19 protein-coding genes are annotated in these 24042 nt (G+C 60.7%); 9 read left to right on the top strand and 10 right to left on the bottom strand.

What is annotated here, in order from left to right; translation table 11 throughout:
- Nucleotides 1-2 precede the first annotated feature (2 nt).
- Nucleotides 3-5018, bottom strand: a complete 5016-nt coding sequence (locus VH599_21105) for an AAA domain-containing protein (protein HEY7350822.1) — start codon at nucleotides 5016-5018, stop codon at nucleotides 3-5.
- A gap of 604 nt (nucleotides 5019-5622) precedes the next feature.
- Here VH599_21105 and VH599_21100 point away from each other — a divergent pair.
- Together VH599_21100 and VH599_21095 are read left to right on the top strand one after the other, a co-directional pair.
- Nucleotides 5623-7167, top strand: a complete 1545-nt coding sequence (locus VH599_21100; GenBank protein ID HEY7350821.1) for an MFS transporter — start codon at nucleotides 5623-5625, stop codon at nucleotides 7165-7167.
- 416 nt (nucleotides 7168-7583) lie between these two features.
- Nucleotides 7584-8147 carry a transglycosylase SLT domain-containing protein gene (locus tag VH599_21095; protein HEY7350820.1) on the top strand — a complete coding sequence of 188 codons (564 nt, stop codon included), beginning with the start codon at nucleotides 7584-7586 and terminating at the stop codon, nucleotides 8145-8147.
- Nucleotides 8148-8244: 97 nt separating this feature from the next.
- Here the strand turns inward: VH599_21095 and VH599_21090 are convergent, their stop codons facing one another.
- The 6 genes from VH599_21090 to VH599_21065 all read right to left on the bottom strand — a co-directional run bounded on the left by VH599_21090 (nucleotide 8245) and on the right by VH599_21065 (nucleotide 14946).
- Entirely contained in the window at nucleotides 8245-9519 is a 1275-nt protein-coding gene (locus VH599_21090) for an ABC transporter substrate-binding protein (protein ID HEY7350819.1), read from the bottom strand.
- Between the two features lie 101 nt (nucleotides 9520-9620).
- Entirely contained in the window at nucleotides 9621-10868 is a 1248-nt protein-coding gene (locus VH599_21085; GenBank protein HEY7350818.1) for a branched-chain amino acid ABC transporter permease, read from the bottom strand.
- Nucleotides 10865-11779: a branched-chain amino acid ABC transporter permease gene (locus VH599_21080; protein ID HEY7350817.1), complete on the bottom strand. Its 915-nt coding sequence runs from the start codon at nucleotides 11777-11779 to the stop codon at nucleotides 10865-10867. The genes VH599_21085 and VH599_21080 overlap by 4 nt, the downstream gene beginning before the upstream one ends.
- A gap of 18 nt (nucleotides 11780-11797) precedes the next feature.
- The gene (locus tag VH599_21075; protein ID HEY7350816.1) at nucleotides 11798-12664 is read right to left on the bottom strand and encodes an ABC transporter ATP-binding protein; all 867 of its coding nucleotides are present in this window, start codon (nucleotides 12662-12664) and stop codon (nucleotides 11798-11800) included.
- Nucleotides 12661-13452 carry an ABC transporter ATP-binding protein gene (locus tag VH599_21070; GenBank protein ID HEY7350815.1) on the bottom strand — a complete coding sequence of 264 codons (792 nt, stop codon included), beginning with the start codon at nucleotides 13450-13452 and terminating at the stop codon, nucleotides 12661-12663. The genes VH599_21075 and VH599_21070 overlap by 4 nt, the downstream gene beginning before the upstream one ends.
- Before the next feature lie 543 nt (nucleotides 13453-13995).
- Nucleotides 13996-14946: a R2-like ligand-binding oxidase gene (locus VH599_21065; protein HEY7350814.1), complete on the bottom strand. Its 951-nt coding sequence runs from the start codon at nucleotides 14944-14946 to the stop codon at nucleotides 13996-13998.
- 254 nt (nucleotides 14947-15200) lie between these two features.
- Between VH599_21065 and VH599_21060 the strand changes: the two genes are divergently transcribed.
- The 4 genes from VH599_21060 (at nucleotide 15201) to VH599_21045 (ending at nucleotide 18576) form a co-directional block, all read left to right on the top strand.
- Nucleotides 15201-15692, top strand: a complete 492-nt coding sequence (locus VH599_21060) for a DUF4395 domain-containing protein (protein HEY7350813.1) — start codon at nucleotides 15201-15203, stop codon at nucleotides 15690-15692.
- A 1-nt stretch (nucleotide 15693) separates the two neighbouring features.
- Complete coding sequence (locus VH599_21055; GenBank protein HEY7350812.1) at nucleotides 15694-16191, top strand: thioredoxin family protein; 498 nt, start codon at nucleotides 15694-15696, stop codon at nucleotides 16189-16191.
- Between the two features lie 149 nt (nucleotides 16192-16340).
- Nucleotides 16341-17411 (top strand): hypothetical protein, encoded by a 1071-nt coding sequence (locus VH599_21050; protein HEY7350811.1) that lies wholly within the window; start codon nucleotides 16341-16343, stop codon nucleotides 17409-17411.
- Between the two features lie 187 nt (nucleotides 17412-17598).
- Nucleotides 17599-18576 carry an SRPBCC family protein gene (locus VH599_21045; GenBank protein HEY7350810.1) on the top strand — a complete coding sequence of 326 codons (978 nt, stop codon included), beginning with the start codon at nucleotides 17599-17601 and terminating at the stop codon, nucleotides 18574-18576.
- A 150-nt stretch (nucleotides 18577-18726) separates the two neighbouring features.
- Here VH599_21045 and VH599_21040 read toward each other — a convergent pair whose 3' ends face one another.
- Entirely contained in the window at nucleotides 18727-20721 is a 1995-nt protein-coding gene (locus VH599_21040) for an AMP-binding protein (protein ID HEY7350809.1), read from the bottom strand.
- Between the two features lie 40 nt (nucleotides 20722-20761).
- Nucleotides 20762-21157 (bottom strand): hypothetical protein, encoded by a 396-nt coding sequence (locus tag VH599_21035; protein ID HEY7350808.1) that lies wholly within the window; start codon nucleotides 21155-21157, stop codon nucleotides 20762-20764.
- A 427-nt stretch (nucleotides 21158-21584) separates the two neighbouring features.
- Here VH599_21035 and VH599_21030 point away from each other — a divergent pair, with 427 nt between their 5' ends.
- The 3 genes from VH599_21030 to VH599_21020 are packed head-to-tail and all read left to right on the top strand — an operon-like array spanning nucleotide 21585 to nucleotide 22814.
- Complete coding sequence (locus VH599_21030; protein ID HEY7350807.1) at nucleotides 21585-21797, top strand: hypothetical protein; 213 nt, start codon at nucleotides 21585-21587, stop codon at nucleotides 21795-21797.
- Between the two features lie 41 nt (nucleotides 21798-21838).
- Entirely contained in the window at nucleotides 21839-22084 is a 246-nt protein-coding gene (locus tag VH599_21025; GenBank protein HEY7350806.1) for a hypothetical protein, read from the top strand.
- A gap of 4 nt (nucleotides 22085-22088) precedes the next feature.
- Complete coding sequence (locus VH599_21020) at nucleotides 22089-22814, top strand: hypothetical protein (protein ID HEY7350805.1); 726 nt, start codon at nucleotides 22089-22091, stop codon at nucleotides 22812-22814.
- Here the strand turns inward: VH599_21020 and VH599_21015 are convergent.
- A complete protein-coding gene (locus tag VH599_21015; protein HEY7350804.1) occupies nucleotides 22746-23720 on the bottom strand; it encodes an alpha/beta hydrolase in 975 nt (324 codons plus the stop codon). The two genes, VH599_21020 and VH599_21015, sit on opposite strands and share 69 nt — an antisense overlap.
- Nucleotides 23721-24042: the final 322 nt, after the last annotated feature.

Raw genomic sequence — 24042 nt, 5'->3', positions numbered from 1 at the left:
TATCAAGCCTGGCTGTTGGGTACTTTTTCCAGGCGCGTCAGTTTGGCTTCAAGCGTCTTCCGGCCAAACGAGTTGGCAAAGTCCACCTCCACCAGCTCGAAATCACCGACCATCCGGCTGCTTACGACCCTGCCCACGCCATACCGCTCGTGCCTGGCATAATCGCCGGGGAAAAACAGCGGCTCCGAGAAAGCTCCCTCGGTAGCAGGAAGCGCCTCTTCTGGCGGCATGGTGGCCGTCGAGAAGGAAGGAATGGGTGGCGCAAGCACTGCGGGCTGGGCGTGGACCGTCAGGGAAGCGTTCCCCATAGGCGGTGGCGGCGCCCAATGATCGAGGTCTATCAGCCCGTCCTGCGCTGGAACCAGCGTCGGCTCCTCTACCACCACAGTGCGCCGCCAGGGCTGTCCCCAGGAACGCGCCGCTCCTGGCTTTGGCTGGCTATCCTCCTCGTCGCTGTGCGCTGCCCACTCCTGGCGGAGTTCGGCGGCGCGGAGGATGATGCGATCCTGCAAGGCGGTTTCCTCTTCTGTGGGGGCTGCGCCAGACTCTCTATCCTCCGGTGGGATGTCCAGCAGGCGCAATCGGGCAAGCAGCGCCTCCAACGTGCGTTCGGGATCGCGGAAAAACTGGCTGCCACGAATGCGCGAGAAGCGCCACCCCAGGCGCTCAAGAATCGCCTGGCGCGTCATATCCTCAGCTAGCTGCTCTTGAGGACACCAGCGATCACCATCACACTCAAGCGCCAGGCGTTTGCCAGCGCCCTCCACTACCAGATCAATGTGATTTGTGCCAACCGGCCATTGAGACTTCACCCGGTATCCTGCCTGCGCCAGCATCTGCATTACGCGCTTCTTAAGCTCAGATTCGACAGGTTGCTCTGCATCGCTCGCCAGGCGCTGGCGCGTTTCCGCGTTCCTGGCATACTGGATAAGCCGACGCCGGATGTCATCTGGCTTCAGGTCAGTATCGGGGTCGAGGGAATACACTACCCAAAGCTGATCGCGCGCCCGGCTGGTCGCCACGTTAAAGCGTTTCTTAAAGAGCTTGCCTGGCCCATCCATGCGCACCGGCAGCGGCCCATCCTCTGCTGGTGTATCTACCATTGAAAGGAAGATCACATCGCGCTCATCACCCTGAAATTGGGCCGCGTTGCCGCACTGAATGCGGCGGCGGGTATACTCTCCTGGGGCAAGATGGCGCTGAAGGAGGGTATCTATGCGAATGGCTTGCTCTTCCCCGACCATAGAAATCACACCGAACGTGGCCCCGTCGTACTCTGGCTGTTCTGTGGCTGCCACCAACAAAGAGGCGATGGCGCGCGCCTCTTCGTCATTGACTTTATCACTGGAGACCGCCTGCTCCACCCGATAGGCCAGCACATGTGGGCGGCGTTTGATCTCGCTGGCGTCGCGCAGGGGTTTGATCTTGCCATCATAGGAAAGGCCATTACTAAAAGCGATGATCGGCGAGACGCAGCGGAAATGCTCGCGCAAGCAGACCGGCTTGAAAGTCGTCTGCGCCAGATCATAGATGGAACACTGGCCGTCGTAAAGCATCGCATTGGGGATACCAGCAAGATGCTCGTCAATCAACTGCTGGACCTCATCGAGCCGCTGCCCGACGGCTACCGGATTGACCTGCTCGTGATCGCCCACGACGATGACCTGACGGCTCATATAGACGGCGGCCAACGCCATGAGGTCTGCCTGGCTCGCTTCGTCAATGATGATGACATCGAAACGGTTGCGCTTGGGGTCGAAGTTTTCGACGACGCGGCTCAGCGGCATAATCCAGACGGGTACAGCACTCTGGCAGATTGGCATAAGCCTGCGCGCCTCGGCAAGCAGGCGCGGCGCACGCTTGCCCTTGCCTTTGCCTGCTTTTTGCATCAATTGTTTCCAGCCCTGAAGCGCCCGCTGTTGTTCTGGCGTGGTGCGTCGGACCTGCGCAGCCCAGGCTTTTTGCTCAACCAGCAGCGCGGTGGTCCGCTGCAAACTGCTGCTGAGTTGTGCGATGCGCGCCTGGAGTTCTTCGAGCGAGCGCTTCGCCCGGCGCTCCAGTTCATCATCAAGCTGTCTCCAGGTCCAGGCTTCAGCCGGATCGCCAGGCAACTCCGGCTCGCTGTGGATGCCGACGCGATTACGGATTGCTGAGGCCCAGGTCGGCGCGTTCGTCTCCAGCTTTGTCAAGAGTGTCTGGCGGCGCGCCAGCGCCTCGCGCCGTGTATGCAGATCGGCCAGGCGCTCAAACGCCTCCCGATAGGCCGACGTATCAAGCAGAGCGACAGCGGCCTGCGCCTGCCGGACGACCTCGGATTGAGCGGCGCTCCCGCCGAAGCGTTCCAGGCAGCGCCGAAGTTCCAGCAGTTGGGCCTCGCTATACGCTTGTGAGCGGCGATTGACCTCAGCGGCAAGAATGGCCGGGAGCCGTTCAAGCGCGGCCTCGCGCAAGCGCAGCAGGTCGCCATGCTCAACCAGATTGACCGGCATCTCGGCCAGAAAGGCATCGAGGTGAAAGCCCTGCTGAATCAGCGCCTCTTCCAGCGGCCCCCAAACAGTGGGGAACCAATCCAGACATTGGCGCAGCAGCGGGACATATTGATGGAAGGCTTTTTCGGGTTCGGCTCCAAGCGCCGCCGGGTCTGGCCCATCCAGCGGTGTCATCTGGCGCTGCCAGCGATCTATCAGGTCAGCGCGACCAGACTGGAGCCATACCAGTGCGCGCAGCGCCTCAAAATGCACCGGCAGTTCGGGTGGACGCCGCTTCACCTGGGTACACTCGACTACGATCTTCCAGTCGCGGTGGGTCATCAATTTGACGGAGCTGAGCTTCCCACCGGCTTTCAGGTGGCCCCAAAGATCATCGAGAACCTGCCCTATGCGGTCTGGCAGACAATCTGCCGGGACCATCGGCGTATATTCCAACACCAGCGGCTGCGCCTGCGCCGCCAGCATATAGACCTGCTCTATCTCGGTCAGCAGATCGTCCCAGGCGCGGCGGGCAGGACCACCGTCGCGGCCTGCTGTCAAGGCCGCCAGACGCCAGCGCGTCTCGTCGCGCAGCGGCTCAATCGCCTGAAGTAGTTGATGTTGGAGCGTTTCAAGCTCCTCTGGCGGCTGATCGGCGGGTGTCTCGTTCCAGAGTTCGCGCCGATGAGACACATCCTGCTGGCGCAAGCGTTCGCGTTCAGCGACAAAGCGCGCGAAATCGCTGGGCGGCAGAAGCTGCTGGGGATCAGGCAGCGCCAGCGCCAGTTCTTTTTCATCAGCGGCGCTGACGAGCGCATTCGAGCGATACAGTTCGGTCAGTTCGCCAGCCGTAAGCGGCAGCGCGGCGCCAGCCGTTACCGGCGCTGGAATCCAACCGGCCTGCGCTCGGCTTTCCCCAATCTGCCGGGCGGCCTGAGATGGCGTATACTCCTCTCCGTCCAGAAGAACGGGGCAGTATTCATCATAGCGCGCCGCTTTCAGGCGCTCGCGCGTCTCGCGCAGTTCGCGCAGCAGGTCGGCGCGCTGGCACAGGAGGGCGGCAGCTTCACGCTCCAGGGCTTCGGCATCGGAAAAGGCCAGCCGCTCCGTGATCTCATCAACGGCGTTTTCCATCTGCTTGCTCTCATCGTCAAGCACGCTGACACACAGTGCTTGCAGCGGCTCAACGACCTGATCGCGCAAGACCTTGAGGGCTTTGGCCGTGTGGCTGGTGACGAGGATGCTCTTGCCCTGTGCCAGCAGGTGTCCCACCATGTTCGCAATGGTATGAGTTTTTCCGGTGCCTGGCGGCCCCTGTACCAGCACCGCTCCATAGTGTTCCAGCCGCCTGGCAATATCAACCTGCTCGGCGTTCGCCGATTTGCTCAGCAGAACCTCATCATCTTCGCCATTGGGAGCCTCCAGCGCAGATACCACGGCAAGGTTCTCTGGTTCTTCCGGCCTCTGAGCATCTATGCCAACGATACTGGTCAGCGAGAAAGGCAGGTCTTCCTGCGTGGGTACATCCTCAAGGATCGCTTCAAGCGCGACGCCAAAGCCGAGTGTGCGGTGACGCAGGAACAGCACCGGGTCGCGGCTGATGGATGGGATATGCTCCACATCATCGGGAATGCTTTCGTCGGCAAAGCGCCCATAGGGTGAAAGCTGCGTGACCAACCGCCGCAGGAAGCTATCAGTCTCTTCGCCGCCGAGCGGATGCCAGCCCCCGCGCTCCAGGTCTTCGCGGCAGGAGGCAATGGCCTCCGCTTGAATATCGGACAGGGAGCGGAACAGGGCAGTGTACAATTCAGGAGGATACTCGGCCTCGGCCAGAGTAAACTCAGGAATGTCGGGATTGAAGCGCAGTTGCAGGCGCAGCAGCAAGACCGGGTGACGCACCTGCACACCGCTGCTGTGCGGCCAGGTCAGCAGCCCATCCCCCAGCAGCAGTTCCAGGCGCTCCGCCTCGCGCCCCAACTGCGCATGCAGCGTATAGAGCCGCTCAAAGATGGTCATCGCCCGCCGCGCAGGACGCTCCGCCTCGGCCCAGGCATCGCGCCCGGCCTTCCATCGCTCCAGCAGATGCTGCCGCTGTGGGTCAGCATCGAAGGGGAGCGAGCGGACCTCTCCATCAGGCTCAAGGGTGTCCTGCGGGTCAGCAATCGCTGGCTGGACTATTACCTTGCCATCCACCTGCCGCCAGCCAGGCAGGAGCCAGGGAAGAATCTCGGATGGCGGTTCAGGGGGATCGGTCAGGCGAGGCCGACTCACCTTCAGAATAAACTCGTCGGCAGCGCCTGCGCGCTCCCTGGTAGCGTCCTCCAGGCTTTCTGCATCGTTGTCATCTTGCATGCTGGCGGCAGCCATTCCCAAACCCCGGCGAACGCAGGGATGATCGGGCAAATCGTGCAGCCAGAGTACCCAGGGCTGGTTTGCAATCTCGCGTTGAATGGGATTGCGGAGTTGATGCAGGGCTTGAAGATAGCGGAATACTTGCATAAGTTTGGCGCGCGCCAGGTGGTGCGCCTCGGTCACACTTGCTTCAATCATCTTAACCTCATTTCTTAATAACCAGGCTGGTAGTCATTACAGAGGCCGAGAACTACAACGATTCGCTATACACAGGCAACGGCTATGATAGACCAGGCGATCTGGCAAGGGCAGGACACCACGCTTATAATGGGTGGGTGGTCAGTCATCTATTTCTTGTATCTTATCAGCATTTGGAGCAGATTGCAAGAAGAGAGAAATGAGGGCTGGCCCTTGACAGCACAGCATTTATCAGGTATATAGTTCTCAACTCAGAACGATATGTTCAACATAATGAACTCTTCACTCAAGAAGCGAGCGAGCAAAGCGCATGTATTCTATCCAGAGAGGCTCGCCAGGCTGGCTTGCCGGGTTAGCTTGCTCGCCCCCATATGAGGAATCCAGATGGAGCAGAAAGGAGGCTTATCCCAGAGATACAGTATCTGGTCGTTTGGCGCTTGTTTCCAACGTTGGAGCAATCAGCACGGTACGCGGCATGGAAACTATCCTTCAAGACAGAAGCCAACGATGTAAGTGGGCGCCTGCCCCGCCTCATTAGCGGCAGGCGGCCTGCGAGTCACGCTTCTTTTCTTCGACTGAGAGAGGCGTGTGAAAGGGGTATCCTATGGCATCCGATCAAGGTAGCGCGTCAGCCTCTTCATCCGGTGCGGGAACGACCAGCGCCAGCGCCGCAGCGATTATTGCGCGGCAGGATCGTATTCCCATCTGGGCGCTCTCTTACCTCTTCATCGGGATCATTGGCGTCGGCTTTCTCTTCACCTTCTACGACATCTTTGACATCACCGTTTCCTTCATCCAAACCTGCACGCAGATCGTCCCCAAATGTGTGCCTGGAGGGCCGCCGGGTTCTATTACCGCAGCCGATAAGCTCGGTCTGCCGGTCGAGTTGAATCTGGCGGGCTATGTCATTGGGGCGCTGATTTTGTCGCCCCTGGCTGACCGATTCGGCAGACGCGACATGCTCTTGTTTACCTTGCTCCTGACGGGTCTAGGCTCGCTGTATAACGCCTTTGTCACCGACTATACCAACTTTATCATCGCGCGTGTCATCACCGGCATTGGCATCGGCGCCGACCTGGCAATCGTCAATACCTATATCAACGAGGTGGCTCCCAGGGGCAGTCGCGCCAGATATACGTCGCTCATCTTTATCATGTCCGCGTTGGGCGCCTTCGTTGGCATCTGGTTGGGTCTCTGGCTCACCACCCCGCCGGGCGATTTCCCCGCTGGTCTGCCCTTTGCTCAGGCTCCTGAGTTTATGGGCAACGGGTGGCGCTATATGTATGGCATCGGGGCGGCCCTGGCGCTCATCGGCATCTTGCTGCGCTTCCAGTTGCCTGAGTCGCCGCGCTGGCTGATTTCGCGCGGACGGGTAGACCAGGCCGATAAGATCGTCAGCGGGATGGAGGAGCGCGCCCGCCAGCGCGTGTCCGACTTGCCCGCGCCTGCTGGTGAACTTCCAGTGCAGGCGGGTCCGACCAAGGTTCCCTATACCGAAATCTTCACCAACCCCCTCTACCTGCGTCGCACGCTCCTGTTGGTCGTGGTCTGGTTCCTGGGCTACATCACCATCTATGCGATTGCCCAGGGACTCACCACCCTGCTGTCAGAAGTTTTGATACAGACAAAGGCTGCGGAGCCGCCAATAGCGGCAGGGAAAGCTGGCATGCTGGCCGCCTTAGGCACGCTCGGGTTCATCGCCGCCGCCGTCTTCGCGTACTACTATGGGGAACGCCTGGAGCGCAAGCTGTGGCTGCCGATTTCAGCCGTGCTGACGGTCATCGGGGGGATCCTGATGGCGGTGTTCATCACCTCCGACAATTTCACCTTGGCCGCGATTGGGGCCATAATCACTTTCTTTGGCTTCAACCTGTGGGTACCCATGACCTACACCTGGTCCACTGAAAGCTATCCCACCCGCGCACGCGCTACCGGGTTTGCGTTGGTGGATGGCATCGGGCATCTCGGGGGGGGCGTGGGCATTCTCCTGATAGCAGCCAACATCACCAACCTGCTCGACAATTTTGGGACGAGTTCGGGGCCAATCGTCATCTTCCTGATCATTTGTATCGGGATTGTGGCGGCGGCTATCATTGCCCAATTCGGCACGTCAACCAGGCAGAAGCGCCTGGATGAAGTTTCCCCATAGCCAGAGGAGCTTTCTCTCTTCGGTCCGTGTTTCGTCTGGTAGCGCCAAACGACTACATGGTCGGGGCTGGCGCCCCACCTTTCAGGCAAACTGGTCATATCCGTCAAGAGCGGGCGATCAGTTCGCCTTTCTATTAAGGAAGGGTGACTTTTGGGCCAGCCGCTGGCGAAGCGCAAGAGAGATATGGCATACTCACCCTCGTGCGCGTCAAACCGAGATTACGATGCTGCCAGCCGCTCTTAGAACGAGCGCGCGGGCAGGGAGCGGAGGAATACCAGAGGGACGGGCCAGCGCCTTGCCTCGAACGACAGGCTGCTCATTGAAGACGCGCCGCTGGGAGGCATCTCACGAACGGCTCACGGCAACAGAGCCAATCATCCCCACCAGAGGCGCGGCGTACCAGCCAGCGCCCGCCTGTGCGGCCTGGGCTGCTCCTCATCCCAGGAGCGCCCGCGCGCGAGAATAAAAGCGCCCGCAAGCCCCCGATTGGCGAACGATCAACCGCTGTCCGGTTAGTCGGTTTGGGCTTGCTGGCCCTGGCAATGTTCGTCTCGCTGTTCCATGTGGCGGGATTGCATCCTGGACAGCAAGCATTTCTGGTCTTTCGGACGGGACCAGGGGGCAGCTTCCTGCTGCCCACACCCACCCCGACCCACACGCCCACCCCCAGGCCCCAGCCTCCACCACCGCCTGGCAGCGACCAGGTGGTGAGTATCATTCGCTCCGTTTTTGGCAGCTATGCCAATGCCGCGATTGCTGTGGCGCGCTGTGAGTCCGGGCTGAATCCGTCGGCGGTGAATCCGACCTCGATTGGCGGCAGCCACGCCACCGGGCTGTTCCAGATTCTCTACCCCTCAACCTGGCGCACGACCTCGCTGGCGGGTCGTTCGCCCTACGATGCCCAGGCGAACACGCAGGCGGCGTATGAAATCTTCAAGCGCGATGGGTATAACTGGCACGAATGGTCCTGCCAGCCGTGAGAGTTCACTGGTAGAAGACGTTCCCCCGCCTGGATGTTCACCCAGGCGGGGGAATCGCTTTTCAGGGAACGATCAAGCTTCCAGAAGCGTGACGCTGCTAGAAGTTCGACGCCGCTGCGGCAGTGCCGGTGAAATCGTCGCTCACCGGCTTCACCGTTGTTGGCTGAGTCGGGTCAATCTCAAAGATCTGGCTATCCCGGCTGGGTACGCGGTCGTTGGGATTGCCGGAAGAGCCATAGGTTATCGGCGGATAGATTCCTCCAAGGTCAACCGTACCGATGGTCGAGAAGGCTTTGTAAACCCCATCGCGGGATAGGTCTTTGCTGTCTGCCGCCTTCTTCAGAATCGCGTAGATGGCCTGAGAATAGGCATAGCCAGCCTCAAAGAACCCGTCCGGCTTCTGGTCGGGAGCATATTTCTGCACGTCTGCCAGCATCTTCACCATGCCAGGCTTGCTGGTATCGCCCCAGATAGCGCCCTGGCCCATAACCCAGAGGTTGTGCGTCAGCAGCGGCACCAGCGCGGGAACACCCAGCAGCAGGGTGGAATAGGCCGGGCTTTGCAGAATCCACTGCGGGCTATAGCCCACCTTGGCAGCAGTCACCAGGATCGTCGCCGTATCGCTGGGGATGCTGGTCATGAAGACATACTTGGCCCCGGCATTCTTCAGCGCCAGCACCTGCGCGCTGACATCTTTATCGCCCGCGTTAAAGGCTTGTTGGCCGGCGTCTTGTAGTCCATAAGCGGCAACCGCCTCTTTGTAGCCGGTGAGGCCGTCCTGGCCGTAGTCGTCATTCTGGTAGATGATGCCCGTCTTGGGCGCCTTGTCACCAACCTTGTTGACCACATAGTCAAAGGCGTTCTCTACCTGAAGCCGGTAGGGCGTTCCCTCAAGAACCAGATACTTTTCACGCGCCAAGGCCGAAGACAACGTGGCCGCCGCCACCAGCATATGGTCTTTGGTCGCCAGGTCTTTGATGGCAAAGGTCGTCGGCGTCCCCAGGCTCTCGGCAATCATCAAGATCTGATTGCGAAGCGCGTTATACTGGACAACCTGCTCCTGAGTGTCGGGATACTTGTTGTCCTTCGTAACCAGTCTGACCTCGAAGCCGTCAATGCCGCCGTTGGCATTGACGCCAGCAAAGAAGACTTCAATGCCGCGTGTCAGCGGCTTGCCAATGGGGTTGGCGGCTGCTCCAGAAAGTGGGGTCAGGATACCAAGAGTGATCGTTTTGTTGGCGACATCAACCCCAAAATCGGTTTTGTATCCCCCATTGTTCCCGGTGTTACCGCTGGCGCATCCAGCAATGACCAGGCTCAAGAGCGCAAGGAAGACGACTGCTCTTGCGCGGAGCAGAGCTTTGAGTCCCATAGAAAAATCCCCCTCCTCGTGATGAACAATTAGTCAAGCGCCTGAGCGGAGCGCAGACGCGGCAGCCTGGGAAAGCTGTCTTATGCGCTCTGCGGGCTGTCTTACCCGGCGAATGGCTGCGCGCCATCGCCGGTTGAGAGCGCGCTGCTCTCAACTTCAAATTGGGAGTCGGGCATGGAATCGGGCAAGGCTTTGGCAGGTTCACCTCCTTTGGGCGCGCGATGGCTGAGACGCTGGGCCAACAGTTGGCCTCGGCGGATAAGCCCGATGACGCCGAATGGCTCAAAGAGCAGGAAGATGACAATGAGCAAACCGTAGATGGCGGCATTGAGATCGCCAGCAGCGATGCCAAAGAGTCCGGCAGAGGTGCTGCTTTGTGGCGGCGTGAACACGTCGAGTATCTGGGGGAGTGCAAAAACGAAGACCGCCCCCAGGATTGACCCCCAGACGCTGGCAATGCCTCCTACGATGATGGCAGCGACATATTGAATGGAGAGCAGCAAGCCCCAATAATCGGGCCTGGTGTAGCCGCTATACGAAGCAAAGAGCGCGCCCCCAACCCCGGCGATGAACGAGGAGAAGATGAACGCGCCCATCTTGGCCTGGAAGAGATTGACACCGATGATGGCCGCGCCGGTTTCGTTATCGCGCACCGCCTGAAAGGCGCGCCCGGCCCGCGAACGCATTACATTGGCGACAAAGATAGCGAAGATGACCAGAACCACCAGGATCAGCAGGAAATATTCCTGCTCTTTGGTCACGGCGATACCAAGAATCTCGTTTTGCTGGCTGAAGTCGAACGCGCCAAAGGTGGGCGATGGGAAGCTGCGCCCCGATGGCCCGCCGGTCAGCAGGACGGCGTTGAAGAAGATATGCTGGCCGATGAAGATCAGCGCCAGCGACACAATACCAAGATAGAAGCCTTTGAGCCGCAGGGCGGTTGGGCCGATCAACGCGCCGACAAGGGCAGCGCCGATGCCCGCTGCGGGTACCCAGATCCAAAACGGAAGATTCAGGCCCAGGGCATGTACGCGCTGGGCGTTGACAAAGAAGGTGGTTGCCGGGTCTCCGCCCAGCCAGACCGCGATATAGGCTCCAACCGCCATAAAGAACGCGATGCCCAGCGAAATCTGGCCCGCGTAGCCAGACAGGACGTTCAGGCTGAGCGCCGCGATGGCGGCAAGCATGGTATAGTTGGCGACACTGAGCCATTGATCGCTGGCGATCAGAAAGTAGAGGACGAGCAGAACCAGCCCAAGCGCCCACGCAAAGCGGCGGATGGAGGCGCGCAGCAGCCTGGGCGGCTCGGCGATGGGAGGCGCGCTGGCGACGGTTTCGGAGGCGCTCATACCCGCTCCACCTTTCGTGTGCCAAAGAGGCCATAAGGCCGGATGAACAGGATGATAATCATCAGGATATACGGGGTGATGCCATGAAAGCCCGCGCCCAGGACATTAGCAAAATGACTTTCATAGCCAGCGGTAATGTCTTGTGTCAGGCCAATCAAAATGCCGCCAACCACCGCGCCCACCACCGAATCCAACCCTCCAAGGATAAGCGCCGGGAAAGCCAGCAGCGCGGTCTGTCCCAGCGTTGAATCGAACGCGCCCGACTGGATCGCCAGGAAGATGCCGCCAATTGTGGCGATAGCCCCGGCGATGCCCCAGGCCAGCGCGTAGACGCTGCGGATATTGATGCCGATTGCCAGCGCCGCTTCCTGGTCAAGAGAGGTGGCGCGCATCGCCAGCCCGTATTTGGTGAAGCGGAAGAAGATGAAGAGCAGCACGCAGACCGCAATGGTGACGGCGATGATCCATAGCTCGCTCGCGCCAAAATGCACATGGTCCGCATGCACGTTGCCCACATCAAAGCCGCTGCTGAACTGGAACGGTGAAGCCGGGGCGCGGATGGCGTCTCCCCATTTGACGATGACGCCGGTACGCAAGACAATATCCAGGCCAATCGTAATCATCAAAATCGAGAAGACAGGCCGCCCGATCATCCGGCGCAGGACAAAACGCTCAAAGAGGATACCGATGAGGATGGTGGCTGCCAGGCCAAGCAAAACCGCCGGAACGAAGCCCAGGCCCCAATCAAAGACCCCTGCCGAGACGATGTACGCGCCGACCAGCAGGAACTCACCCTGGGCGAAGTTGATGACCTCACTGGCCTTGAAGATGATAGTGAAGCCCAGCGCGATGAGCGCGTAGATGCAGCCCAGCGCGATTCCATTGAAGCAGAGTTGGATAAAGAACGCCATAGCTCCTCCTGGCAAGGTTCATTGTTCGCGGCTGGTTTCGGCTGAGGCAGGAGCGTTTGCTGGCTGCTCTCCGCCTTCGCCTAGATAGGCTTTAATCACCTCCGGGTTGGTCTGAATATCGGCTGGCAGACCCTCGGCGATCACTCGTCCAAAATCCAGCACCAGCACGCGGTCGGCGATGCCCATCACCATCGCCATATCATGCTCGACCAGAACCTGGGTGATGCCAAGCTGCTCTTTAATATCGAGAATGGCGGCAGCAATGTCTTCGCTCTCTTCCAGGCCCATGCCAGCCACTGGCTCATCCAACAGCAGCAGCCTGGGTTGCATTGCCAGCGCCCGCGCCAGGTCGGCGCGCTTTTGCAGGCCAAAGGGCAGGCTGCCCAGTGGGTGGCTCTGGTAGCGCGCGAGGCCGAGCAGGCTCATGAGCTTGAGGCAATAGGCGCGGTTCTGCTTTTCTTCGCTGCGCGTTGGGCCAAAATAAATGCCGCCAAGCAGCACGCCGCTGCGCATCCGCGTGTGGCGGCCCAGCAGCAGATAGTCGAGAACGGTGTGAAGCGGGAACTGCCCCAGGCTCTGGAAGGTGCGGGCGATGCCTTCGCGGGCGACCTGGTGCGTTTTCAGGCGCAGCAAATCGCGGTCATCGAAGGTGATGCGCCCAGCGGCAGGCTGATAGACCCGCGACAGGACGTTGAACAGCGACGTTTTGCCCGCGCCATTGGGGCCGATCACGGCGTACAATTCGCCTGGTTTTACCTCGAAGGAGACCTCCGAGAGCGCGGTGAGGCCCGCAAAGCGTACCGTGAGACCCTCAACGGAAAGCAGGGGCGGCCCATTCCCAGTCGTGGCCTGCGTTTTCAGATCATCGGGGGAGGGGTCGCTCATAATGCCCAACTCCTCTCTGGTCGGCGCTGGCGTAGCTGGGCGAAGCCACTCAGTTCTTCGCCTTCGTGCAGGCCAAGGTAGAACTTACGCACGCTCTCATCTTGTAAGAGTTGGGCAGCAGACTGCGCCAGCGCCACCTTGCCGGTTTCAATGACGTACCCTGAGTGAGCGATGGAGAGCGCCATCTGCGCGTTTTGCTCCACCAGCAGCACAGAGGTACCGCTGGCGCTAATTTCGGCGATGATGTTGCGGATTTGCTGGACCATGAAAGGCGCCAGGCCCAGCGAGGGTTCATCTAATAATAGCAGTTTCGGATTCGCCATCAGCCCTCGCCCGATGGCAAGCATCTGCTGTTCGCCACCGGAGAGATAGCCAGCCGCCAGGCGGCGGCGCTCCCGCAGCGCCGGAAAAAGGTCCATCACCCGATCATAGGCCCGCCGCTCTGCGGCAGCGTTACTGGTCGCCAGCGCGCCCGTGTGCAGATTTTCTTCGACAGTCAGGTCAGCGAAGAGGCGGCGGCCTTCCAGCACCTGGGCGATACCGTGCCGGACAATCTGCGTGGCGTTCAGGTGATCAATGCGTTTGCCATCGAAGGTGATGGAGCCGCGTGTCAGGCGCGCGCTGTGGAAGCGCAGCATCCCGGCGATGGCCCGCAGGATGGTCGTTTTGCCTGCGCCATTCGCCCCCAGCAACGCAACCACGCCGCTGTCGGGGACTTCCAGCGAGACCCCGCGCACTGCGGTAATGACGTTGTGATACGTGACCTCGATATTCTGGACAACCAGCATTCCAGACCCTCCTGGCGCCTCTCCTCTGAGGCGATGAGTGTTGAGGTCTGCACGAGTCTTTGCTACTTACATTACGCTGAGCAGTGACAAAGACTCTCAGATGGATGGGGTACTCGCGGGATGTTCTCAACTGCTCGTCTGGACATCAAGAAATATGACGAGTCAGTCAGGTTTGGCTATTGCCAAAATACTAATATACTCAGCGCTTTCTGTCAAGCCTTCTGCTGGTATCTAAGCAAAAATGCGCAGATTGGAACGTCGCCAGCATGCTGTTCGCTGGCACTCAGACCGCTCATCAGCTATACTCTGCCTGTTGTATATGTATTCCTTTATAAAGTTATAGGATTTCTTTATAGCAACAGGCGCTGCTGGCGCAGTTGCATGCCTGCTGCCGCTCAGGGTTCTTTGATCTTTACGACGGATTCCAGCGCCTTCCGCCTATCTTTCTGTTCGTTTCCAAAAGGCGAAGGCCAACAGCCCACAGATTCCCATATCTGCGGCTATTGGCCTTCGCGGTTGTATTTCGCCTGTGTGTACCGCCAGCTAGGCTGGCGCGGAAGCCTGATCGGCCTCGTCCTGCTCGATTTCAGCGGCCACTTCCTGCTCCAGTTCTTCGCGCGTCTGCTGTCTGGCGCGTTCCAGGGCGTGCATGCGCTTCTGGAACTGGGTGGAGAGATACTCCTGGGTTTCTTCGGGGGGAATCAGTTCGTTGCCCTCGCCGAAGCGATCCTCAAAGCGTTCCCTGTTATCGGTGGTGAGGCCGATAGCAATAGGGAGCAGCTCGAACATTTTCGCCTGGAGGGTGTCCCACAGGGCCGGGTTGGCGTTGACCAGCCGCTGTAGCATATAGATGCCGAAGCGAATATGGCGGCTCTCGTCGCGCTGGATGAGCCGGATGCCCTGGGCCAGTCCGGGCAAGTAGCGGTCACGTTCCAGCATGCGGGCGTAGCTCCAATAGCCGGTTTCGGCCAGCGTACCCTCCACAACCATGTTATACGTCACCAGCGCGTTGACCAGCGCCTCCGGCGAGTCGTCACTCAGCAGGCGGTTCATGGCGGCGGGCAATTCCTCGAAGAAGATGGTCCGATAGTTGGGGCCAAGGTAGTCGTGCAGGTCATAATCTACCTGGGGTACTTCTGTGAACCAGCGGCGGAAGAACTCGGTGTGCTTGGCCTCTTCCCAAAGGAAGGAGGTCAGGTAGATTTCGTCTTCCAGCCAGCCATTATGAGAGACGCGCATCACCAGCGGCAGCAGGTCGAGGGTGACGGCCTCTTCGCCCGCCTGAAAAAGCGTGCTGAGCGAGAGGATGTTCTCATAATGCAGTTCATCGAGGGTGGGCCAGTCGGCCTTGTCTCTGGTCAGATCAATGTCGAAGGGATCCCAGGTTCCCAGCTTTTTGGCCTTCTGGAAGAGCCGCATGGGCACACTGGAAAAGTCTAATCCGCGCGTGGAAATGGTTGCATAGCCTTCGCGTTTGGTGGTAATGCTCGCCATTCTTGCCTCCTGCCATAACGTAGCGCCAGGCGCACTCTTGTCTTGTTCCGCTCAGCCGGGGTCTACTGAACCCCATTCATCTCTTTGATTCTACCCTAACTGAGCGATGAATGACAATATATCTGGCTAACAACCGAAAGGTTTTTGGGATCAGACAGGCTTGACATCGGCCTCTGCTATCTCCTACACTATAAGGAGTAAGTTGATTTTGTTGCTGGTATTTGTCAACTTTCAAGCAGGAGGGGCTGAATCGTATGGAGGCTGTTTCTGCGGCGTCCACCACTGTTCCACGCCTGGATGCCCATCTTCTCAAGTTTTCACAAGCCTGCGTTGTGCTGCTGTCGGCGCTCGCGTTCTTGCTCAATCAGCCGCTCATCGCGTTAATTACGGCTATCATCCTGGCGCTGAGCGCGGCGGTTCCGGCTGTCGGGCCGTTTCGACTTCTGTATCGCTGGGTCGTGCGCCCACTCAACCTGTTGAAGCCACGTATGGTGGAAGATGATCCTGCTCCCCATCGCTTCGCGCAGGGCGTCGGGGCGGCGTTTCTGCTGGCCGCCAGCTTTCTCCTCTTGCTGGCGCAAGCGTCCGTCGCTGGCTGGACCCTCGATCTCATCGTGTTCTTCCTGGCCGCTCTCAACCTGACGGTGGGGTTTTGCGCGGGCTGCTTCGTCTATTATCACCTGGGACGGCTGGGCCTGATGCCCCGCGTGCGCTACAGCGGAGGGTTCCGCTGGCGGGGAGCCTGAGATGCTCGATTCCTTGCTGCGTGTAGGCGTGCTGGCACTGGTCAGCCTGGCGCTCTGGCTGATCATCTGGTCTGGCCGACGCTTTGTGGAGTCCAGACGCCGGGCGGTGCTGAGCGGAGCGCCTGGCGATCTGCCTTCCGTCCCTGGCCGGGAGGATGCTTCGAGCGCGCCTGTGCAAATCCTGAACTTCAGCAGCCCCGATTGCTCGCAGTGTTTCCGGCTGCAAGAGCCTGCCCTGCGCCGCCTGTTGGAAGCCCGCCAGGACGCCGTGACCGTCCTGCATGTGGACGCTCCCAGCACCCCGGAATTGACCAGGCGCTATCAGGTTCTCACAGTGCCTACGACGGTTGTGCTGGACGCGACAGGGCAGGCGCGGGCGGTGAACTTTGGCTTCGCCTCTACTGAGCGTCTGCTGGAGCAGGTAGATGCTGTCCTGGCTGAAGGCGATCCAGAGGATGTGACGCCGCTCGTAGAGCCAGCCGCTTTTCCATCGCCCTGATCGGTAACGCTGGCCGCTGATGGTACTTTCAGGCCAAAATCGGCCTTTTTCACGACAGATGAGATAGAAATCAGTTAGAGTATCCTGCCAGAAACTGTTGTGCTACCGGTCCGCCGACCCCTTGGCGGACCCTGGAACAGGATGCTCCTATGCCGAGTCGCTCACGCGACCCGCAAGATCAGCATGAGTTCTTCGACACTCTTGATTCCACTAATCGCCAAACTCCTGATCCTCGCCGATCAGCGCCTTTTCAGAAACATTTTTCTCGCCCACGTCTGGAGCCTCTTTCTCAAACAGAGAACTTCCGTAGGCGCTCGACTACGGGGCGTCTTCCAGCGATCCCTCAAACAGAGGGCTTCCGCAGGCGCTCGACCACGCTGCGTCTTCCGGCAATTACTCCCTCAGAGGACTTTCACACCCGCGAGACCCCGCCGCGTCTCCCGGCGTTGGGGCAGCCGGGGCCTGCCGAGGGGGTTCATCTTCAGCAAGCGCCTTCTGGCGCTGATCTCTGGTTTATTCCTGGGTCGCGCGGGCCAGGAAACCCCGATGCGGCTCGTTCGTTCAAGCTGCGTGCCAGGCTGGTCCTTCTGATGCTGCCGCTTTTCGTGCTGCTGGGGGCGCAGAGCCTCCTCGTCCATGTTGCCAGCGACTGTGTGGGCGCCCGGATGCGCCAGAGCCAGGAGAATTGCCTGGCCCGTAGCCTCCGTTTCCCGACGCTGGCTAATTCTGTAGCCATCTCTCCGACGTCGAAACCGGCGAAGCCTGCCGCGCCCCCAGGGCTGCCCGCCATCCCGAATGATCTGCCCGCCAATGTGCATAACTTTGTGGTCATCGCCCTGCCCTATGCCGTCCAGGCGCATGAGGAGCTTGGCTGGCACACCAGCGTGTTTCTGGCGCAGTGGGGGCTGGAGCATGGCTGGCATGTACCCGATGCCCAGGGGTACAACTGGGGCAACACCACGTATGCTCCCGGCTGCCCCTATCATGGTTCCCGCTTCTGTTACGCCAACACGCCGTCGGAAGGGCTGCGGCAGTATGTGTATACCGCGCACCTGCACTATTACGATGGTGTGCGCGCGGCTTCCTCGCGCGGCCCGGATGCAACGGCGCTGGCGTTGGGGAAATCGCCCTGGGATGCCGGACATTATGGCGGGGCAGAGGATCCAGGCTCCGCTTTGCTGAAGATTATGAAGAATTTTAACCTCTACCGCCTCGATTAACGTAGGTGAAGTTACAGAACTCCGAAGCAGGCGGGAAGAGTGGCTGGCATTTAGTTTGCAGTGCATTGCTCCCTGTGCGGTCTTCATTTGTGGCAGATGCCGACAAGCCAGGCCACAAAAGGCGCGAACAGCCAGGGCCGCTTACGATGTGTGTAAAACCATCCACACCACCATTGGGAGGAGACGTATGCAAACCAGCACTGGCGAGCGCGCGGCTACCGGCGTCATCGCCTTTGACCACAGTATCGAGATTCCCGCGCCTGCTTCGGAGGTCTACCGCCGGTGGACCGACTTTGTGCGCTTCCCCGAATTTATGGACAACGTACAGGAGGTGCGACCGCTTGGCGGTGGACGCTATCACTGGGTCGCCCGCATCCTTGGCGCGAAACGGGAGTGGGACGCCGAGGTGACAGACCAGCTAGAGAACCATCACATCTCCTGGCGCAGTACCGACGGCGCGCCCAACAAAGGGACCGTGACGTTGCAGCCTTTGCCCAACAACCGGACAAAGGTGGGTTTGCGCATGGAGTATACCCCGCCTGGGGGCATTGTCGGCCATCAACTGGATAAGCTGACCCGTTCTACTCAGCGCGAAGTCAAGAAAGACCTGGAGAACTTCCGCCGTGTGATGAGCGGCGAGAAGAAAGTGAGTGAGGAGGAGCCAGGCTTTCTCAATGTGATGAGCGCGATGGCGATTCCAGTGGCGGCGGGCGCTGTTGGGGCTACGGTTGCGTATCTGACCGAGCGCAACAAAAAGCCCAGCGCCACCAAGATTCCGATGGTTCGCCAGCTCCTGTTAGACCCGATAGATGATTCTGCCCAAACCGCCAGCATTGCGCTGGCGGCAGCAGCCGCTGGCAGCATTGCCGCCTCGGCAGCCTTCCGCGCCCGGCGCGATCCGGTAAATGGCCTCTTTTTCGGGCAGTGGGCGCCCACGTTCCTGGCCGGGAGTGCGCTGGCGCGCCTGGTTGGGCATCGTGGCGTCAATCCGACACTTCCGGCCTCGGTGACAAGCTGGGGGCTTACCGGCGCGGCGACTGGCTCGATTCTGAGTTCCGCCATTGCGCACCTGCGCTCAACGCGCCATGAAGGGCTGTTTATCGGGCAGTGGGCGCCAAGCCTGCTGGCCGGGGCGCTGGTTGCCCGCCTCTTTGACCGCTGGTAGCGTGCCAGCACCCACCTGTAGCGCTGCCTTCCAGGCGGCCAGCGTTGGGCCGCCGAGACGGCGGCGCTACAGGTGGCGGCGTCCGCGCGGGCGAAGCGTCTCGCCGCCAGGGACGGCGGCGGTACACGCGGCGGTACGCAGGCAGAGCCTTCAGCGCAAGCGCCTGATCTCTTCGAGCGCAGCAGGGTTCTCCAGAGAGGAGAGGTCGCCGGGGTCTTTGGCCTGGATGATAGCGCGGATGGTGCGGCGCATAATCTTGCCGCTGCGTGTGCGTGGCAGGTCGCTGACGAAATATACCTCGGTGGGGCGCAGCGCCTTGCCCAACTCGTGGCCCACCTGCTCAGCAACTTCGACGCTCAGCTTCTCGCCTGGTGCGAACTCCGGGCGCAGGACTGCGAAGATCACGAGTTCTTCGCCTTTGATTTCATGGGGCAGGCCAATCGCGGCGGCCTGGGCGACGGCTGGATGTGCGCAGGCGGCGGCTTCGGCTTCGGCTGGCCCCAGGCGTTTGCCCGCCACCTTGATGGTATCGTCGGAGCGGCCTCGAATGTACCAGAAGCCGTCGGCGTCAATCTCGGCCCAATCGCCATGCACCCAGGTATCCGGCAGGCGCGACCAGTAGGTATCGAGATAACGCTGCGAATCGCCCCAGAAGCCGCGTGTCATGCCTGGATTGGCGGCGCGCACGATCAATTCGCCAACACTGCCGCGCACCGGCTGCCCCTGCTCATCAACGACATCGGCGGCCACGCCTGGTATCGCGCCGGAAAAGGCGCAGGGCTTGAGTGGCTGAATGGTGGTGCAGCCGACGATGCCGCCGGAAATCTCGGTACCGCCGGAATAGTTGATGATGGGCCGCGCCCTCTTGCCGACACGCTCGAAGAGCCAGTGCCAGGCTTCGGGCGTCCAGGGTTCGCCGCTGGAGCCAAGCAGGAAGAGCGAACTGAGGTCGTGTCGCTCAGGCAGATCATCGCCAGCGGGCATCAGCGCGCGAATCAAGGTGGGCGAGACGCCTAGATGGGTGATACGGTGGCGAGCAACCATCTCCCAGATACGGTCAGCGTTGGGATAGTTGGGCGCGCCATCGTAGAGGAAGACTGTGCCGCCCAGGATGAGCGAACTACTGATGACCCACGGACCCATCATCCAGCCGATGTCGGTCATCCAGCAGAAGCGGTCTCTGGCCTGGGCGTCGAAGCAGTGGGCCATGTCCTGCGCGCCCTTGATGGGGAAGCCGCCATGCACATGTACGGTCCCCTTGGGCTTACCCGTTGTACCGGAGGTGTAGATAATCATGTACGGGTCTTCGGGGTCCATCTGCTCGGTGGCGTAGTCGTCGCTCTGCCCTGCGATGGCTTCGTGCCACCAGAGATCGCGCCCCGCGTGCCAGGCGGCAGGCGGCTGCTGGGTATGCTGATAGACGAGGACATGCTCGACGCTGGGGCAGGCGTTGGCGGCTTCGTCGGCCACAGCCTTCATGTCAATGTGCGCGCCGCGCCGATGAAAGCCGTTGGCGGTGATGAGCAGTTTGGCGTCGCAGCCTTCCAGCCGGGAAGCGACGGCCCCGGCGGCGTAGCCGGAGAAGATGGGCGTGTAGATCGCGCCAATTTTGGAGCAGGCGAAGGTGGCAATGACGACGGCGGGAATCATCGGCAGATAGACGCCGACGCGATCACCGCGCCCCACGCCCATGTGGCGCAGCGCGTGCGCCAGACGGTTCGTTTCGATGGCAAGCTGGGCGTAGGTCAGCGTGCGCGTGTCGCCGGTTTCGCCTTCCCAGATGACGGCGGGCTGATCGCGTCGAGAGGAGAGGGCGTGTTTGTCCAGCGCGTTGTGGACGTAGTTGAAGCGCCCGCCCTTGAACCACGTCGTCCAGGCGACACCGCGCGAGGCATCCATGACCTGCTCGTAGGGGCGATACCATTCGAGTTCCAGGTCGTTGCAGACGGCATCCCAGAACCAGGCCGGGTCTTGAGCCGAGCGACGCATCAGTTCGGGATAGTCGCTGATGCCCTGGGCGCGCAGGAAGCGCAGGAGTCTGCTGCGCTCCAAATAGGCCGGGCTGGGCCGCCAGGCGATGTCGGGCGCGGCGCTTTCCCAGGCGACGGGCGGAACGAAAGATGAAGCGGGGTACGGGCTGGTCATAGCCAAAACTCCTCATCGAGTCATAGGTATCGCGTCTCTGCTAGCTGGCGCTCAGGCCCAGGCGCATGCGCACCTGCTCCAGCGTATCAGTGCCTGCATAGCTGGCGATGTGATCCAGGCGTGGGAGATCGGCGGCTTGCAGCGCGGCCAGCATCTCCTCGCTCAGCGGGCCAAAGCGCCCTTCTAGCACCTGGAGGATCGTCTCGCGTTTGCCCTCAGCCCTGCCCTCAACTTTGCCCTTCTCCGTCATTTCCACCCACACGTCATGCAAGACTGGATTGTCGCGTACAAAGTTGTCCAGATTTGCCATAAAGAACCTCCGGTACAGGTCAAGCGCCAGCGGCTTGTCGTTGCGCACGTCGCCCAGCAGCCATTGAAGCAGGGCATCAACGCGCAGGAGAAAGAGCCGCTTGAAACTCTGGTCAACTTCGCCCACGAACGCACATTTCTCCCGCCTGCCTAAATTGCAAACTCAGTATATCAGCCATGAGCGATGAGAAGCAACCCTGCTTAGCCAAAAGTCCTGTTTGCTGCAAAAATGATGCACAAACGCTTGACAGGGAGGCGCCTGGCAGGCTACACTCTCTGCATACCCGTTCGCTTGACCTACATTTCACTCTGGAGGGTAGCTGACACCAAGTTATGGCAACATCTGAAGAACGGCTGGCGTAGCCGGTGTACTATCACCGGCAGCGCCATGACCCCACATTCGGACTCACCAGATATGGGGCTGGGGGATATTGTACCATCGAGACCCCCAGCGACCATATCTGCTGCGACCCCTCCGGCCTTGTGGGGCCAGGCGCGAGCGATATGGTCGTTCCATTTCTGCGCAGACTCACTGCAAGAAAGGGGAGCCTCTGATGGTTATGTCTTCGTCTCCCGCGACACCCTGGTACAACGTCCCGGCGCGCGCGTTTCCAGCCAAACGCTGGCTGGAGAAACGCTACCCCTTCCGCGTTTCACCATTGCTCTTCCTCCCGCCGCTGGCGCGTCAGGTTGGGGCTGCCTCAGCGCGGCGCGAGTTCCCGGCCAAACGGTGGCTGGAGGCCGGCAGCGGGCTGGCGGTTAAATAAGCATTGTACCTGTAGCGCCGCCTCCCTTCGGGAAGGGCCGCTTGCCTCGGCTGTTGCCCCGTCCTCTCGCTCCCGTTGGTCGCTCGCGTGTCCCTTCCAGGCGGCTGGACGCTGGCCTGCTGGTACGCTGGCCTGGCGGGCGAACGCTCGCGCTGGCGCAGCGGTGGCCGCCAAGATGGCGGCGCTACAAGTGGTTGGCCGCCTGGAAGGCGGCGCTGGGAGTGGAATACTTGCGCAAAGGCCGCTGCTTTAGTATGCTGTGGCGGGGCAAAGGGAGTGGTGGATGAATCTATGGGACGGAGAGAAGCGACGATGCGCGTATTACTTTCCCTGCTGCGCGCTAACCTCAAGCTGCATAAGCACGCGGCCAGGGCGCTGGAGAAAGCGGTGGAACGCCAGCGGTTTCTGCTGCGGCACGATTACCTGCTGGATGAGCATGCCTTCTTCCAGGCGTATATCGCCCTGCGCGAAGTGGAGGTGTGCGAACTGCGCCTGCTGCACGAGACGGCCCTGCTGTCGCAGCTCCTCGTGCGCGAAGAGGCCGCCCGCCAGATCGAGCGGAAGCTGGAGAAAACCTTCAAGGCGCAGGAAGAGGGCGATGGCAAACGAGCCGTCATCGTCAGCAAAAAAGAGCTGAAGAAGCAGGAAAAGCTTGTCAACAAAGATCACCGCCTCGTCCACAAAAACGCTGCGGAGATCGTGGACATCTTCCTGGCGCAGCATGAGGCGCTGGTGCGCGCCGGGCGGCTCTTCCAGCAACTCAACCCTCGCTTTGTGCTGGTCCATCCGCGCACAGACCGCAAAATCCTCAAAACGTATGTGCGCGTCGGGGACAGCGCGCATCATCTGCGGAAGGTGGTGATGGAGGAAGTGCAGCGCGCCCATCCGCTCGATCTGGCCGCTGCGCTGGAATGGCGGCGCAGCAAGATGCGCAATTACAGCACCAGACTAAGCCAGGCCCGTCGCCAGTTCACCGCCTTCATCCATCAGCGTCTTCCGATGATCGGCGCGCTCTAGCCCTGCCACCCCAACCGCCGCGCTCAGGCCAGCTGGCGCGAGCAGAAACTGCTCCAGCAGCGGAGCCACCACCTCTGGCTGCTCCAGCGGGGGATAATGTTTGCAGCCGGGGAGAATCTGAAGCTGGCAGTTGCGAATCAGCGCGGCGGCCCGGCGGGCATGCGCTGGTGGAATCGTTGTGTCGCGCTCGCCCCAGATCAATAAGACGGGGTGTTTCACCTCTGGCAGCCGCTCCACCGCGCTCACCGTCTGTCCGGTAATGTTGCACACGCTGCGCAGCATGTGGAGAAAGACCCGGCGATCATCGGCACGCCCCAGCCTGGCCCACATGCCGATGTTCTCGCGCGCCAGCCGCGCCGCCAGCTTACGAAACCTGACGCGCACTACGACCCACGACCACGCCGGAGAGGTGGAGCAGGCCAGGGCCAGCGAAGCCCCTGGCAGAGTCGCCAGTCGCAAGAGCGGGCGCAGTTCGCGCCCCAGCCCGCCGCTTGACACCAGGGCCAGCCGGTTGACGCGCTCTGGATAGTGCCAGGTCGCGTGCATGGCGACGCCGCCGCCCAGCGAATGCCCGACCAGATGCGCTCGCTCGATGCCCACGGCGTCCATAAAAGAGCGCGTATAGCCTGCCAGCGCCCCCAGGCTATAATCAATGCGTGGCTTGTCCGAGCGCCCACAGCCCAGCATGTCAACGGCAAAGACGCGAAAGCGCCGCGCCAGATGCGGCAAAACGCCAGACCAGACGCTGGAGGCATGGCCCAGCCCGTGTAAAAAGACGATTGGCTCGCCCGCGCCGCCCACTACGTAGGCCATCCGATAGCCGCGAACCGAAACCACGCCCTCTTGCAACGCGGGCGCGGCGGGAAAATTGCCTGACACTTCGCCAGGGGGAAGCGTCTCAAGCATATGTTTCTTTTGTCTCTTTCATCTTCTCTCGAAGCGCCTCAATCTGACCCCAGGCAGCCCGATGCTTGCATTCTGTGCAAAGGGATAATGCAACCACTGCGTATTACACGCGTATGTGTATTATAGCTCATAGGACCGTTCTGTAATCTATGATGTGGTTCACTGTTCCATGAATATCGCCGACAAAGCCCGGCTCTACGCAGCGCAGGGCAAGCCATTGCCCGCGCTCGGCCAGCATGTGTGTTCGGGCCAGGGTTCGCTGAGGCACTCCGCAATGTGCTGGTGAACCTGAAAGAGCAACCGCTGCTCGTTATTGAAGGGG

Source organism: Ktedonobacterales bacterium (genome assembly GCA_036557285.1).
Taxonomy (GTDB): domain Bacteria; phylum Chloroflexota; class Ktedonobacteria; order Ktedonobacterales; family DATBGS01; genus DATBHW01.
Note: the sequence above shows the minus strand (reverse complement) of the source record. Positions and strands in the feature narration are given on the sequence as shown.